At 31.8% G+C, this 15973-nt stretch carries 13 protein-coding genes; 1 reads left to right on the forward strand and 12 read right to left on the reverse strand.

The genetic code is table 11. From position 1 onward, the window contains the following. Nucleotides 1-7 precede the first annotated feature (7 nt). From J3R86_RS09660 to J3R86_RS09675, 4 genes are all read right to left on the reverse strand, one after another. Nucleotides 8-991, reverse strand: coding sequence for an ABC transporter substrate-binding protein (locus J3R86_RS09660; protein ID WP_207517113.1), 984 nt, complete (start codon nt 989-991; stop codon nt 8-10). A gap of 366 nt (nt 992-1357) precedes the next feature. Then, nucleotides 1358-2428: an alanine/ornithine racemase family PLP-dependent enzyme gene (locus J3R86_RS09665; RefSeq protein WP_207517114.1), complete on the reverse strand. Its 1071-nt coding sequence runs from the start codon at nt 2426-2428 to the stop codon at nt 1358-1360. Nucleotides 2429-2434: 6 nt separating this feature from the next. Further along, nucleotides 2435-4192: an IucA/IucC family protein gene (locus tag J3R86_RS09670; RefSeq protein WP_207517115.1), complete on the reverse strand. Its 1758-nt coding sequence runs from the start codon at nt 4190-4192 to the stop codon at nt 2435-2437. Continuing rightward, on the reverse strand, nt 4185-5366 hold the full coding sequence (locus J3R86_RS09675) for an MFS transporter (protein ID WP_207517116.1): 1182 nt from the start codon (nt 5364-5366) through the stop codon (nt 4185-4187). The genes J3R86_RS09670 and J3R86_RS09675 overlap by 8 nt, the downstream gene beginning before the upstream one ends. Before the next feature lie 104 nt (nt 5367-5470). Here J3R86_RS09675 and J3R86_RS09680 point away from each other — a divergent pair, with 104 nt between their 5' ends. Then, complete coding sequence (locus J3R86_RS09680; RefSeq protein WP_207517117.1) at nt 5471-7450, forward strand: IucA/IucC family protein; 1980 nt, start codon at nt 5471-5473, stop codon at nt 7448-7450. 164 nt (nt 7451-7614) lie between these two features. On the opposite strand, the gene J3R86_RS09685 is transcribed toward J3R86_RS09680, so the two are convergent. The 8 genes from J3R86_RS09685 to lacG form a co-directional block, all read right to left on the reverse strand. Then, a complete protein-coding gene (locus J3R86_RS09685) occupies nt 7615-8124 on the reverse strand; it encodes an Asp23/Gls24 family envelope stress response protein (RefSeq protein ID WP_002464378.1) in 510 nt (169 codons plus the stop codon). Nucleotides 8125-8190: 66 nt separating this feature from the next. Continuing rightward, entirely contained in the window at nt 8191-8430 is a 240-nt protein-coding gene (locus J3R86_RS09690; protein WP_002464379.1) for a DUF2273 domain-containing protein, read from the reverse strand. A gap of 12 nt (nt 8431-8442) precedes the next feature. Continuing rightward, nucleotides 8443-8979 (reverse strand): alkaline shock response membrane anchor protein AmaP, encoded by a 537-nt coding sequence (amaP, locus tag J3R86_RS09695; RefSeq protein WP_002464380.1) that lies wholly within the window; start codon nt 8977-8979, stop codon nt 8443-8445. A 179-nt stretch (nt 8980-9158) separates the two neighbouring features. Then, entirely contained in the window at nt 9159-10721 is a 1563-nt protein-coding gene (locus J3R86_RS09700) for a BCCT family transporter (protein ID WP_207518547.1), read from the reverse strand. A gap of 388 nt (nt 10722-11109) precedes the next feature. Beyond that, nucleotides 11110-12123 carry a zinc-binding alcohol dehydrogenase family protein gene (locus tag J3R86_RS09705; RefSeq protein WP_207518548.1) on the reverse strand — a complete coding sequence of 338 codons (1014 nt, stop codon included), beginning with the start codon at nt 12121-12123 and terminating at the stop codon, nt 11110-11112. Nucleotides 12124-12281: 158 nt separating this feature from the next. Beyond that, nucleotides 12282-13283, reverse strand: a complete 1002-nt coding sequence (locus J3R86_RS09710; RefSeq protein WP_207517118.1) for an NADP-dependent oxidoreductase — start codon at nt 13281-13283, stop codon at nt 12282-12284. Nucleotides 13284-13462: 179 nt separating this feature from the next. Continuing rightward, the gene (locus J3R86_RS09715; RefSeq protein ID WP_207517119.1) at nt 13463-14332 is read right to left on the reverse strand and encodes an alpha/beta hydrolase; all 870 of its coding nucleotides are present in this window, start codon (nt 14330-14332) and stop codon (nt 13463-13465) included. Between the two features lie 218 nt (nt 14333-14550). Further along, a complete protein-coding gene (gene lacG, locus J3R86_RS09720; protein ID WP_207517120.1) occupies nt 14551-15963 on the reverse strand; it encodes a 6-phospho-beta-galactosidase in 1413 nt (470 codons plus the stop codon). Between the last annotated feature and the right edge of the window lie 10 nt (nt 15964-15973).

Consider the following 15973-nt stretch of genomic DNA (forward strand, 5'->3'; position numbering starts at 1 on the left):
CTTACTATTATTTATTGTTAGATAATTGTGCAAGTTCTTTTGCCATTTGTTCTGAAGAAATTAAACCACGAGATCTTGCCCAAACATCACGATCTACAACATCAACATCGTTATGTTTAACAGCATTTAATTTTTTCCAAGTTGCATCTTTTTCTAATTTCTTAAATTCTGGAACATTTTTGCTTGCACCATCTGTCATGATAATGATACGTCCTGGATCTACATCAGCTAATCGTTCAGGGTCTAATTGTAAATAAGGTCCTTTCAAGTATTTACTTAAACCTTTAGTTACATCATCTGTTAAAGCATTTTTAAATCCTAATTCTTCTTTTAAGAATTGACCTACATATGAATTATCAGGATGTGCTAATACACCAGATTTAGCTACAACTGCTGGTAATACTGTTTTACTTCTATCAAATTTAATTTCATCTTTATATTTCTTAATTAGTTTATCGTGTTCTGCTAGACGTTTGTCACCTTGTTTTTCTTTACCTAATGCTTTAGCAATTGTTTTGAAAGAATCAATGTTTTGATTATAGTCGCCATCAAAGCTCTTAAGTGAAATTGTTGGTGCTATTTTATTTAAATCTTTATTGATACCTTTATGTCTACCGCTATCAGCAATAATCAAATCTGGTTTCAACTTACTAATTTCTTCTAAGTTTGGTTGTTTACGTGTACCAACAGAAGTATAGTCACCAATTTTTTCTCTTACTGGTTTAATGATACGTTTTTTCTTACCATCATCTGCGATACCAACTGGTTTAACATCTAACGCTGCTAATGCATCTGCAAATGAATACTCTAATACTACGATACGTTTAGCATTTTTTGGAACTTTAGTTGTTCCATTTTGATCTTTTATTTCTATAGTATCTTTACCCTTTGTATCAGCTTGCTTATTTGAGTTGTCTGATTTACCACATGCTGCTACTAAAAATAAAGCGACTATTAATCCCAATATACTTAATGTTTTTAGGCTTCTCATCGTCCCACTCCTTATTATGTATAACTTGTAATTTTTATTCTATTGATAATAATTATCATTGTCAAGTAGCGTTCTATATTTTTTTGATTAAATATATTAAATTTATTTTCTTTATATGTATGGTTTTGTAATAGTAATAAATATGTTTAACATTAATCATTCTGTCGAATTTAGTTTGTATCTACTTTTAACTACAAAAAAACTATATAACAAAATTTAAACCTCAGTTAATAAAGTTTATCTATTTTGTCATATAGCTTATATTTTAACTACGTTATTTAGTTGCTTATCTGCATTATCATTTACTATGTTATAACACATCAACATTGTTTATTGTTTCATTCTCACCATCTAAATTTCAGTACTTTAAAACTGCTCAACTTTACTAGGTATTTGTGCATCAAAATAGTCAACGATAGTCTCAATGTTATCATCTATTTCATAAACCTTTTGATTATGTTGCATATGCATTGCGTGTGACAATGCTTCGTAATTTAAACGAAATTGTAAAACATCTCCAACACGATATTGCGCTTGGCCATTTAAATTAATCATTAAATGATCACTAGAAGCCCCTAATATTTCTAAATTATCTTGTACTGGATGTATATGTTCTATTTTCGTATCTAAGTAACCAACATCAACAATTGCTTGTAATATAGCCTCGTTGTTGGTGGTATTGATTCTTGGCTTAATTTCTAAAATTTCCGCTTCTAATGTTATTGCATCTTGATATAGCATCGCAATAGCTTTATCTGATGTAGTATCGACACCTCTAAATAGTGTTTCTCCTATTCTTAAATCATTGATTTTACCTAAATCATTATATAGTAATTGAGGGATCATACTAGAGTTGCCACCAGAAATTATTTTCAAACGAAAACCTAATTGTCTTTCTACTGAAGTTACATATTGATTCATTAAAAATATGTCATCTTCAGTAGGCGCCTGTGATTTAAAACACATAAAATTAAATGCCAAACCAATAAAATGAATATGAGGTAATTGAATAATTTCTGTTATAAATTGAATAACATCATAAGTAAGTACACCTTCTCTATGATCTTTCCAATCTACCATTAATATGACTTTATGTTTTTTGCCTAAATCTCCAGCTAGATCATTAATGCTTTGGATTGTTGTCATTTCGGTTTGAATACTAGTGTCAACATAGTTCACCATCGTTTCAATATCTTGTTGTGATGGTGCTCGAAGCAATGTAAACGATAAGTCCGGGTCATTGATATGAACAATATTGTTGACTCTAGATTCTGCAAAGTGTGTGATTCCTAAGCTTTTCAAACTAGTGATAATATTTTTATCACCAGCAATACATTTAATTACTGGTGTAAATTGCATATTTTTATTTTCAAAAATTGCTTTTAGTACTCTGGCGTTATATTTAATTTTAGAAGTATTTATATTTAATTGTGCCATTCAGTACTACACCTCTTTTGCTATTGGATTATCTAATTCTATATTTAAATATATCTTTACTCTATTCTCCATACGCATATTTAATAATGCTTTTACTGTTATCGTCGGTCCAAATAAGACATCTTTTAATGCTTGTGCATGGTCTAATTGTGGATCAATCGCATGATTGACTTTAGTTCTTACGATATCAAATAATTCCGCTTCATTGACACCTTCATATTGGGTAAAGTGATGAATTAATTCAGCAAGTTGATTTTGTATTACTGCATGTTGAAATTTGGCTATAACTTCTTCTATAGACTGTGCTAATAAACTTTGATTTGTTATATCCATATTAGCTATTCGAGATTGTAAGGTGTCCAAATCTATACGTGAACCACCTAAATCACGTATTAAAAATGACATATCATAATTAGGTCCTAAATGAACTACAGTATTTTGCATATGTGCTTCGAGTGCAATACCATAACGTTGAATAAAAGCGATTAATGGTGTCACCAATATTTCTGTATAGTGCGCGATGAATGTTTTAATTCCATTGGCATCTATTTTATGATTTAACCATTCTAAATAGCTGTCTACTACAGTTTTATGATCTACAGGATTAATATTGACTAAACTTGCACTGACTACTGTCACACCAAATCCTTTTATTTCAGGTTTTTGTCTAATGATGCATGCCAGTTGTCTTGCTTTATCATCATCAATATCTGCATACTCTCCAAACGGTTCCATAGCAACTTGTAACTTAGGATATTGGTTTAACATATCTTGCAAGACATAACTTAATTTAGGTCCATCCACAGTTGTGACGGTTGATACTGTTCTAACCGCACTAGTAGCTTGAACATTTACTGGCAATTTTACATGAAATGGCTTATTGATTAATGACATCGTTCTAAACGATAATGTTGCTTTCGATTTCACAATAAATGGTGTCGGAATTAATATTTTTTGTTCAATCCAATGATTAAATGCCTCATTAATTGTATAGTCATATTGCCATGGATGTACCAATATGGCTTTATAATTTTTGTAATTTAATCCTAAACTTTTCATGAATATACGAATTTGATTATCAAATTCTGGTAACACTAGATGCATGATAAAATCATCATCATGATTCATAGCAGTAGTGACGATGTGATGTTGTTCAATCATCATAATATGTAGTGGTATCGTCTTTTCAAATTCAGGCGCATACAATGACAATTCATTCATAGTTAAAGGTAGTTTCGTCTTAGTTAATGGATGAGTTGGATGGCCTTCTGTCACTATACTTTCCGAATACATTAAATCATCTACACCATCATAATGAGACGTATGTTGTAACCATGTAATAAAATTGATATCTTGTGGTAAACGTGAGAATTTCAGACTTTGTTTAATAAGTGACTGCCTATGTGTCAGTTGTTTATAAGACTCAATTAAACCATCACGACTATGTATCAACTCTTCCCACAGTTGTTCAGAAATAGTAATGTCAAAATATCTATTTAATATGTCAAGTAGTGATTCTAATGATGTAATATTGATAACTTTATTACCACAACTATAAATAACCTCTCCTGTGAATACATATCGCTGTAGTGCGCTCTTTCTCGCTACACTAACTGTTAAAATGTGACAATGATATTGTATTTGCAGTTGGTCATCGTAATGATGAATCAAAGTTTGATCGTTGTATATTTGCTCCTTAACAATTGCATTTAGTACTCTATATTGAATATTTTTATCTGCATGTTCCCACTCATGATTAACCATGATTTTCTGCCTCCAACTTTAACTTTCTATTTATAATGAAAAATATAACGACAATAGTTATCGTACTTATTCCCATAATTGTGAATGTTTCAACTATACCAAAGATATCGGCACAAAAGCTCATTAATAAACTTCCTAAAGGTATCATACCCCTATCCATCATGATAATACTTAGTATTTTCCCTCTATCATGTTCATCTACATTATTTTGAAAATAAATTCTATTTGTCGTTCTCGCCCACTGACTAAACAAGCCTATTAAAGTAATACAAATAAACATAATTATTAAGTTATTTACGACTACACCTAATAAAACGACGCCAAATAATAAAGAACTTAAATAATACATATTAACCATTTCTATGTAATGTAGAATTTTCGGTAAAATAAGTGTCGCTAAAATTCCTCCAATTGCACACATGGTCATAGCAATACCAAATATTTCTGATTGGCCTGGAAACACTTTGTTAGTTAATACCGGTAATAATGTTGTATATGAAAACCCGGTTGCCATGATTAATAATGACGTAATAAAAATTTGTCTACCAATTAAATGTGATTTGAAATATTGCATAATCACTTTAAATGATGAGCATTGTGGTTTATCCTTAGTTACTGGTAACACTTTAAAGTGTAATGGTAAGCATAACAGTGCCGCTACTAAGTAACAACACGACTGTGCTAAAAATGTTGTCGGTGCATGATAGACAGCTAATATCACACCCGCAATTGCCGGTCCAATCGACCGACATATATTGATAATAAATGAATGATAGGATACTGCTTCTGTTGTTGATAATTTATCAGATAAATCTGGTAAAATAGCTTGTCTTAAAGGTGTTTCTACAGCACTTAAGACTCCTCTTAATGTTGCATAAACAATGATAACGATAATAGGTATAACCGAAAAACTATAAGTTAAAACACATAATATCGACGTAACTATAAAAGAAGATGTTATCGTCAGTCTCAACAGCTTCCCTTTATCGTATTGATCAGCTATCTTACCTGCCCAAACACTTAATAACAAAATTGGTACAAGCCGGCAAAAATTGACTATTCCTAGATAAACTGCGTTATGATATGTAGTAAGTACAAACCAATTTAGCCCTATTTGTCCAATCCAATTTCCCAAAAATAGTAGAAAAGAACTGAGAAAGAAATACTTTGTCATAAAATTTCCACCTATTTTAAATTTATTGATAATAATTATCATTATCATTAATATGGATTATACAAATCAATTTTATTTTTGTAAAATATTTTATGAGGTGAATTATGAAATCAAATTTAATGTATAAAGAAAGACAATTAAAATTAAATCAAAATGAAGTTGAAACTTATCATTTTTTACAACAATATGATAATGATTGGGCTAGCATTTTTAAAGCATATATTTTGCAAGGAAGGGATAAAATCACTCAGCGTCTCGTCACTTCACTACATAGAGAAAATTTAGTACATGCTGCTGAACACAGTCGCATTATTGATAAGACCGCTATCGCATCTTTAGATATCCCTAGTGAACAAGTACTAGAAATTTCATTTCCGCAATCTCAACAAATATTGTATGCTCCCATTTTAGGACAACATGCCTTCAATCGTATCGACGTCATTGGACCGTTTTATTTACGTCACACGAGTCATCATGACGTGTATCGCGTACAACACCCTAATGAATTATTAGATATTATATTAAATGAGCAACCTGAGTACCAAAATGCTGCGAGTGAACAATTTCGTCAAGATTTGATTAATAGTGCGAATAATATGTCGTTTGCACTTAGTTATCAATACTATACAATGCAACAGCATCATGCGCCATTATATGATTTAATCACTCAAAATGAAGACAGTTATTTACGTTCTGAACAAGCAGTCATCGAAGGACATCCTTTACATCCTGGTGCTAAATTACGTAAAGGACTCAATGCTGCTGAAACGTTTAAATATTCTTCAGAATTTGCACAAGTGATAGATTTAAATGTCATTTTAATACATCATACAGTGAGTCGTACAATGTCTTTAAACACTGACTATAACTTAACGATTCGCGAACAATTTCCACAATTAGTTCAGCAACTACAAACTGAGTTTATAGATATCAATATTGATGATTATCATGTCATGATTATTCATCCTTGGCAACTAGCTGATGTGTTACATCGTGACTATCAATTAGAACTTGATCAACAACTGATTAGAGTGAGTAATCATACGTTGCCTTATTATGCTGGCCTATCGTTTAGAACATTAGTTCCTAAATACCCTAGTCAACTGCCACATATAAAATTGTCTACCAACGTGCATATTACCGGGGAAATACGTACATTATCTGAACAAACAACACATAATGGACCTATAATGACAGAAATATTAAACGATATATTGGCTAATGATACATTATTCAATCGTGATCATGCAGAAGTCATTGCTGAAATTGCTGGCATTCATTTTTATAATAAGAATGATACTGGTGACTATCAAACAGAACGTAGCGAACAATTAGGTACATTATTTAGACAAAACATTTATGATCTTATTCCAAGTGATGTTACACCTATTATTCCATCAAGTTTAGTTGCTAACTACCCTTATAATGATGAGACACCAGTTATTACTTTAATTAAACAATATCAACAAACAATGCCAGACTGCTCGTTTGAACAAGCAGCACATTTATGGATTACTATGTATAGTAAAGCTTTACTAGGATTAGTTGTACCTTTAGTTACGAAATACGGCATTGCTTTAGAAGCGCATTTACAAAATACTATTGCTACTTTTAAAGATAATGGTCTTATCGATAAAATGTACATCAGAGACTTTGAAGGATTGCGTATCGATGAAACACAACTTAATAAGATGGGTTATCATACAGACCATTTCCATGAAAAATCACGTATCTTGACTGATTCTAAAACATCAGTGTTTAATAAAGCGTTCTATTCAACTGTACAAAATCATCTTGGTGAAATTATCCTTACTATTGCTCAATATTCTAAAGCACACACATTAGAGCATGACCTATGGCAAAATGTACAGCACATTTTGATTGAGTTATTTGAGCAAATTGAACACAGTTTTGTTACTGTTAGCGATAATAATCAGCAAGTAAGTTATCGTAAACGCATTAATGAATTTAAAGATACGATGTTTGCATCTATGATTGACTATAAATGTGTGACGACAATGCGCTTAGAAGATGAAGCACATCATTATACTTACATTAAAGTCAACAATCCATTGAAGCTATAGTTTGATTATAGTAAAACGTTGTCACTGTGGTTCTCTATTCTTTAAGACTGATAAATAGAAAATAGAGAACCCAAAATTGTCACTGAATGTAGCACAACTTTATATGGTTTTTCAACGCAAAAAACCGCTTAGCTTTTCGCTAAGCGATTTTTTTATTTAATGACTTATTGTAAACCTTGTCTATCTTGGTTATTGTTGTCATTATTTTTTTCGTGTTTTTGTTTCCATTCTTTTTGAGTCATTACATCGTCAACTTGCATGTTAACTTCAACAACATCTAAACCAGTGATATATTTCACTTGTTCTTTAACTAAATCTGTTACTTTACGGAAGATTTTTGGAGCTGATTCGCCATATTCTAAGATGACTTTTAAGTCTACAGCAGCTTGTTTTTCACCAACTTCAACTGATACACCTTGTGTTACATTGTTACCACTTGTAAATGCATTAGTGAATGAATCAGTTAATCCGCCTTTCATATCTAAGATACCTTTAACTTCACGCGCAGCGATTCCAGCGATTTTTTCTACTACTTCATCAGAGAAAGTTAATTTGTTTTGGAATTGAGGTTCTTGATTTTGTTCTTGTTGTTTTTGACGTTCTTCTCTTTCTTTTTCATTAACTCCAGTTTGGTTATCATATGCTTGTTTTGCTTTATTGTTATCTACAGCCATAATAAATTCTCCTTTTCATTTATCTTTTTAATTTTTTGTGTTACTACTTTATTTTAAATTGATGAATTAACTCCATCTATTTAAAAAATTCATAAAATCTTGTCTACGGTCTTTCATATACCCAATTGCTACACCTATTAAACATAAGACAACGATTAATATCGTTTTCCAAAATCCTAATGTTAGGAATAATATAGCTAGGAGTAAAAATGCTAAGAATCCGATGATTCTCCATTTATATACTTTCAAAAAGTCGATAACTTGTTGTGTAGAGTCTTGTCCATTTTGGTTATTATTATCAGCCATGATATCCCTCCCTTACAACACTCGAGGACCAGAAGTTTTCTGATCTCTTACATTAACTTCTAACTTGCGTACCGGTAATTCTGTAAAATGTTCAACATTATTTTTTACATCTTCACGAATCGTTTCTGTTAATGATTGAACTTGTACATCATTTGGCACGAAGAAATCAGCTTTAATGTCGATATAAGATTTGTCTTTCTTGTTATAAAGTTTTGCGACAACATTCGGTTGTCTAACTTGATCATATTTAGTAATTGTGTCATAAGCAGACTTTTCAACTGCTTTACGTGATACATAAATATGACCATCGTCATATTCTTTATAAAGTCCAGGTTTTCGATGTGTAGGTTTGAAGATACTAAATACCAGTATTAGACCTATTAAAATTAGCAATGCTGCTAACGTAATAAGTAATGGTTGGAACCAGTTGAATTGCAAGAAATAGTCTTGATACTCTGTAATACGACTATCTTGAATATACATAAATAATAGGAAACCAACGATAACTACGATTAATAAGCCAAGGATAAAGTTTTTAAGTCGTTTCACCCCTTACGACACCTCCTTAGTTATATATATTTTTGAATTTCATATAAAATATGTACCCATCTGATTTTTTTCTAAACCTTTTAAATTTAACATTTTAAAAATTTCTTAATTAATCGAATGTCGTACTATATTTCTTAATTTATATTCCCTAAATACATTGAATGAAACTTTAAATGTTATTATTCTTTGTTAATTTCTTGTGATGTTTTGTATTGTAAAATATCGGCATCACGATGTTTAATTAATACTTTTTGACTTGAGCGTGGCTTTTCTTCACTTAATGACTTGAGTAACGACCAAATCATGACGATAATAACTAAGGAGAATGGCAGTGCTGCTATAATTAATAAATTTTGTATTGCTTGCGTACCACCTGTATAAATCATAATTATAGCAAATAGCGCCATTATGACACCCCAACTTACTTTAACGAATGAAGCTGGATTGATATCACCCTTAGAACTTAACATTCCTAAAACATAAGTCGCAGAATCCGCAGAAGTGACAAAGAAAATCATAATAACTACTAAAGTTAAAAGACTAAGTATAAAGCCTAATGGATAATGTTCTAATACTGCGAACGTTGCCGTTTCAGTCGCTTCTTTAGCAATATTAGCAATATGATGATCTTGTAAGTATATTGCTGATGCACCAAATACTGCGAAAAAGATAAAACATACGACGGCTGGTACAAATAACACGCCAAGGATAAATTCTTTTATGGTTCTACCTTTTGAAACACGAGCAATAAAAATACCAACAAATGGTGCCCATGATATCCACCATGCCCAGTAGAAAATGGTCCAATTTTGTAGCCATTGGAACTTTTCACCGCCAGAAGGAATTCTTAAACTCATACTAAAGAAATTAGCAATATAATTCCCTAAACCATTCGTAAAGGTATTTAATATATACAATGTTGGACCAACGATAAATAGACCCAATAACACAACAAAAGCTAAAGCCATATTAATGTTACTTAATATTTTGATACCTTTATCAATACCCGACCATGCTGACCAAGTAAAAAGAATCGTTGCTACTACAATTAAGATGACTTGCATTGTAAAATTACTAGGCACATTAAATAAGAAATGTAATCCTTCATTGATTTGTAACGCACCAAATCCAAGTGTAGCTGCAACACCAGTGACTGTTGCAATGACAGCTAAGACGTCAATGGCTCCGCCGATAGGTCCACGCATTGCTTTTTCACCAAAAATAGGCACTAAGGTAGCACTAACGAGTCCTGGATAGCCTTTATGGAAACTAAAATAAGCAAACACTAATGCCACAATGCCGTAGACAGCCCAAGCGTGTATGCCCCAATGGAAGAATGAAAACTGCATCGCATCGTTAATTGCTGATTGTGTACCAGCTTTATGTATCGGTGTCATTTTAAAAGCATGACTAATTGGCTCGGCTGTAGTCCAAAATACAAGCCCTATGCCCATTCCAGCACTAAATAGCATCGCAAACCATGATGGTAATGAAAATTCCGGATCTTCTCCTTCTTCTCCTAAAGTTATTGAGGCATATCTAGAAAATAAGATATAGACACATACAATAAGTATGGCTAAAACAAGTAATAGATAATACCATGAAAAATGTAAAGCAATAAATGACGTAATCTGTTGCGTCACTGTTTCAAGTTGTTTCGGTAATACAGCCCCATAAACAACAAATAAGGTACAAATAGCTAACGCTACCCAAAATACTTTACTTACTGAATTTGATTTCATCATATAAAATCCTTTCCCCTTTAATGCTAGGCACATACCCTAAACAACATAATCTTAATCATTTTTAATTTTTTAATTATACTAATCCATTACATTTTTAATTATTGTAGTACTAGAAAGGTTAAAATATTTGCAGAATAGGAAGACGTTGGAACTCTTACGCTTGGTTGTTTAACAAGCATATATTCATTTTTTAGAAACATCACTTTAATATTGTTTAAAGATTATCTTGAACATAAAAAACTTTATATAATTTGGGATGCTATAGCCTTTGGCTAAAAATTTTTATAGCACAGCAAAAAAGCAGTTGATGTTGTGCTATCAACTGCTTTTTATTACTATTATTCCATTATCATACCTTAATTTAGAGTGTCTTAATCAATGATTACTATTTGTTGACATTAATAACTAACTTACCAATCATACTTTGATTTTCTAAGATTTGATGAGCACGATAAATATTATCTGTAGTTAATCCATCAATGACTTGTGTGGTTGTAGGCTGATAATTACCTTCGTCTATATTAGTGGCTATATCTTGTAAATAGTCATGAAGTTTTATCATATCAGTTGTTTGATATAAAGGTCTTGTAAACATAAATTCATGACTAAACGTAATGCTTTTACCTTTCAATGCGTTTAAATCTTGATTATTTTCAAATGCTACAATCGTTGTAATATGACCTCGTGGTTTCACTAAGTCTATCATCGTGTCGTAATACATATCACTATTAAACGTACAGAAAATGTAGTCAGGTGAATCGATATGGCGCTCCTTAAATTGTACTTTTAAGTCTTCTTTATGATTTAACACAAAATCCGCACCCATTTGTTTAGACCACTCCATTGATTCAGTTCTTGAAGCTGTTGTAACGACAGTTAAACCATACCTTTTAGCAATTTGTGTCGCAATGCTACCAACGCCACCTGCACCATTAATGATTAAAAGCGTCTTCCCATTATTGTCCATTGGATTTGTAGAAATACCAAATGTATCAAATAACGTTTCATATGCTGTTAGACCTGTTAAAGGTAAACTTGCACTTTGTTCATCAGATAATGTTGTTGGTGCTTTAGCTACTAATACTTCTGGCATAATTTGATACGTTGCATTCGATCCATTAAGATTAGAAACTCCAGAATAGAAAACTTTATCTCCAACTTTAAACATTGTTACTTCTGGACCAATAGCTTCAATGATACCTACTGCATCAAAACCTAACACTCTAGGCTTTTGTGAAACTGGTACTAAGCGTTGCTTGGTATCTACTGGGTTAACACTGATACTGTGTACCTTTATAAGCAATTCATTATGTTGTGGCATAGGTTTATCTTGTTTATACGTTTTAAACAAATTTCCTTCATTCAACTTAAATGGTTGTTCAAACCCAATCATTGTCATTGACATCATCCATCACCTCTCATTAATTCCTCTTAGTTCTTATTATAAGTAAAACCACTACCTCATGTCATATCATCATTTTAGACAATTAGAAAGATTTAACTAATGGTCTAACATTTTCAATATAATTATGTGTAGTGGTTGAATGAAATTTATAATTATTCCGTTACTTTTATAACTTGTTTACCAAAATTATCACCAGTAAATAAATTTCTAAATGCTTGTGGCGCATGATCAAAGCCTTCTTCTACAGTGACTTGTGATTTGATTTTCCCTTGTTGTACCCACTGTGCTAATTGTTCACTCGCAGCTTTAAAATCACTTGCGAATTCAGCAACTAAGAATCCTCGCATCATAGCTTGTTTTTTAATTAAAGTCCCTTGAATACGTGGTCCAATGTCTTCTTCTGGATGATTATATGAAGAAATAGCACCACATACTGGTATACGGGCAAAGCGATTTAAATGTTTAAAGACTTCATCACCTACGACGCCCCCAACATTTTCAAAATAAACATCAACACCATCTGGTAATGCTTCAGCTAATTTTTCTGCAAAGTCAGCTTTTTTATAATCGACACCAGCATCAAAACCTAATGTTTCAGTTAAGTAATTCACTTTTTCATCTCCACCAGCGATACCAACGACACGACAGCCTTTAATCTTAGCGATTTGTCCAACTACTGATCCTACTGCCCCTGATGCCGCTGAAACTACTACTGTTTCGCCTGCTTTAGGTTGACCAATATCTAATAAACCATGGTATGCAGTTTGTCCTGGCATACCTAAGACACTTAAATATAAGTCTAATGGTACATCTGTTGATGGTACTTTGTTAATTTGTTGTGCTGTTACGTTATTAACAATTCGCCATGGTAACATACCTACAACAATATCACCTTTATTAAAGCTACTATCATTTGATTGTGTTACTTTACCTACGATATGACTAACAATAGGTGCGTTTAATTCAAATGGTTGCACATATGAATCAGCTTTTGTCATGCGACCTCTCATATAAGGATCTACTGAAATATATAAAGTTTGTACTTGAATTTCATTATCTCCTAATTCTGGAGTAGTTGTTTCTTCTATTTTAAATGTATCATCTTGTGGCATACCTTGAGGTATTTGGTTAAATAAAATTTGTTTATTTTGCATGACGGTAATCACCTTTCTCTTTGTCTATTTTAAAATGATTTTTCACATACTATGTTATGTGCTTTAGAATTATTGATTAATATAGCAATTTCACTTGATACTAATACTAGTATAGAACTCAAAGGATTCTATAATAACCATTGCTTATTTAATACAACTAAGTTATGTGTTACAGTGTGTTATTTTTTCCATAAAAAATCAATTAATTCGTTTGCTACATCCTTATTTTCATGTAATTGGCTATGTTGTGCTTTGTTACCAGTATATTTTGACTCATGATATGTTGCTGGACTATTTCCCAGTAAATATTTTAATGATTTAGATGAACTATTCGATACACGTCCGTCAGAATGTGTCCCATCTTGTATGTCACCGTAAATATTTAATACTTTGATATTTTTACCTTTATAAATAGCTTTAAGCGCCATTAAATCTTCATACGGTTCATTCATACGACTTGGTTTGCCATTGTCGTCAACTGAAATTTCATTTACTTTTTCATTCATATTTAGTACACCGTTAAACGTACCCGCAATATTCACTTGCTTATTTAATTGTGGCAATGATTTATCATCACCATACGTTTTCATATATTGTGCAAATGTTAAATTACCCATTGAATGACCTACAAAATTAAATTTTTTAATATGATATTGTTGCTGTAATTTTGTCAGTACATTTTTGAACCATTTGGCATTTTGATCTAAATAGCCATGTTTATTATTTTCTAATTCAACTTTTACAATTGGATTTACTGCGTCTTTTGGCAATTTACCTTTAAATGACACCTCACCCTCTTTTGATACCTTTGCCGTAATGATATCTTTAGTCACACCTCTTTGCTCTGCTTGTTTTACCATGAATTTTTCGGAATTAGCACTACCACCATATCCATGTAAAAATAGCGTTGGTATGTCTTGATTAATAAATTCTTCATGCTGTTTTCGTTTAAACGTTTCATTTTTTTGACTGTTTACAACAGTGACGATAATACCTACTATAATTGCAATTGCTAATAAAGTTGTACCTATAACCCATATTTTTTTCACTTCATTAACTCCCATTCATCTACTTTGTTTATTTAGTATAAATGAAGATACATCAAATTTCCTTTTAATTGTTTTGAAATTTATCCAAAATTTGTCGAAAATTCTAATCGTATGTGGTTTAATCGTGTATACTTTCTCAACTTCTTTTATCTTAAAACTGTATAAAACAGCAAAAAGCCTGCCAGTAAAGTACTGACAGACGCTTTGCGATTCATTAACTATTTAACTTCTTTACTTTGTGCAAGTTCTTTATACCAATAGGCACTTTTCTTCGGATAACGTTCTTGTGTATCGAAATCGACATAGAATAATCCGTAACGTTTTTCATAACCGTTTGACCATGAGAATACATCCATTAGTGACCATAAGAAATATCCTTTAACATTGGCACCATCATGGATAGCATCTGCAATAGCATTTAAATGTTGTTTAATATAATCAATTCTAGCATCATCATAAACGGTTTTCTCAGATTCGATAAACTCGTCTTTATAGCCTAAGCCATTTTCAGTAATGTAAATTTTATGATAATTTGGATAGTCCTTAACAACGCGCATAATTTGATCATATAAACCTTGAGGATAAATCATCCAATCCCAATCTGTACGTGGGACATCAACATCAAATTCACGTTGACCTACACCTTTTAGTTGATATTTAGAACCACCTTTATCACCTTTTGAATTATGCGTAATTTCACTTTCACCATCGAAACCTCTCATCCAATCACTCATATAGTAATTAATACCTAAGAAGTCATTTAAATCTTTGGCAGCATCTAAAATGGCATAATCTTCATCAGTGATATTTAACTTACCACCGTTAACAGAAAGTATATGTTGTACACCTTCCATCGTTTCACGAGAATATTTACCTAAATACGTAGCATCTAGAATAAACTTATTATGAATAATATCTTCTAATTCTGCTGCTTTTACGTCTTCTGGATTTGAAGGATCATATGGATATTTAGTTGGTAAAGCATGAACAACGCCAATTTCTCCGTCATAATTTCCATTTTTAAATAACTTGACTGCTCTAGCATGTGCAACCATCATATTATGATGAGACTGGAATACTTTTTCGAAATCATACTTGATACCTGGTGGGAATTTACCTACTAAATATTGTCCATCGCCAATTGGACCAATTTCATTAAATGTCGTCCAATATTTCACTTCTGGAAATTCTTTAAAACAAAATTCAGCGTAATCAACAAAATAATCAATCGTTTGACGATTTAAGAAATCACCGTCTGAGTGTAATACTTCTGGTGTATCAAAGTGATGTAAAGTAACAAAAGGTTCGACATGGCGTTTATGACATTCTGCAAATAAGTTGTGATAATATTCAACACCTTTTGGATTTACTTCACCATAACCATTTGGAAAAATACGTGACCAAGCTATTGAAATACGAATACCATTAACACCGAATTTTTCACTTAGTTCTAAATCAACTGGATATTTATGATAGAAATCACTTGCTGGTTCTGCTGTATACCAATAATTTTCTTCCAAATATGTGTCCCATGCAACGCGTCCTTTACCGTCAGTATGAGTAGCTCCTTCAGCTTGATATGCTGCTGTTGCTCCACCAAAAATAAAATCTTCAGGTAATTTTTTAGTCATATGAAAAACT

Source organism: Staphylococcus simiae (assembly GCF_017357005.1).
Classification (GTDB): Bacteria; Bacillota; Bacilli; order Staphylococcales; family Staphylococcaceae; genus Staphylococcus; species Staphylococcus simiae_A.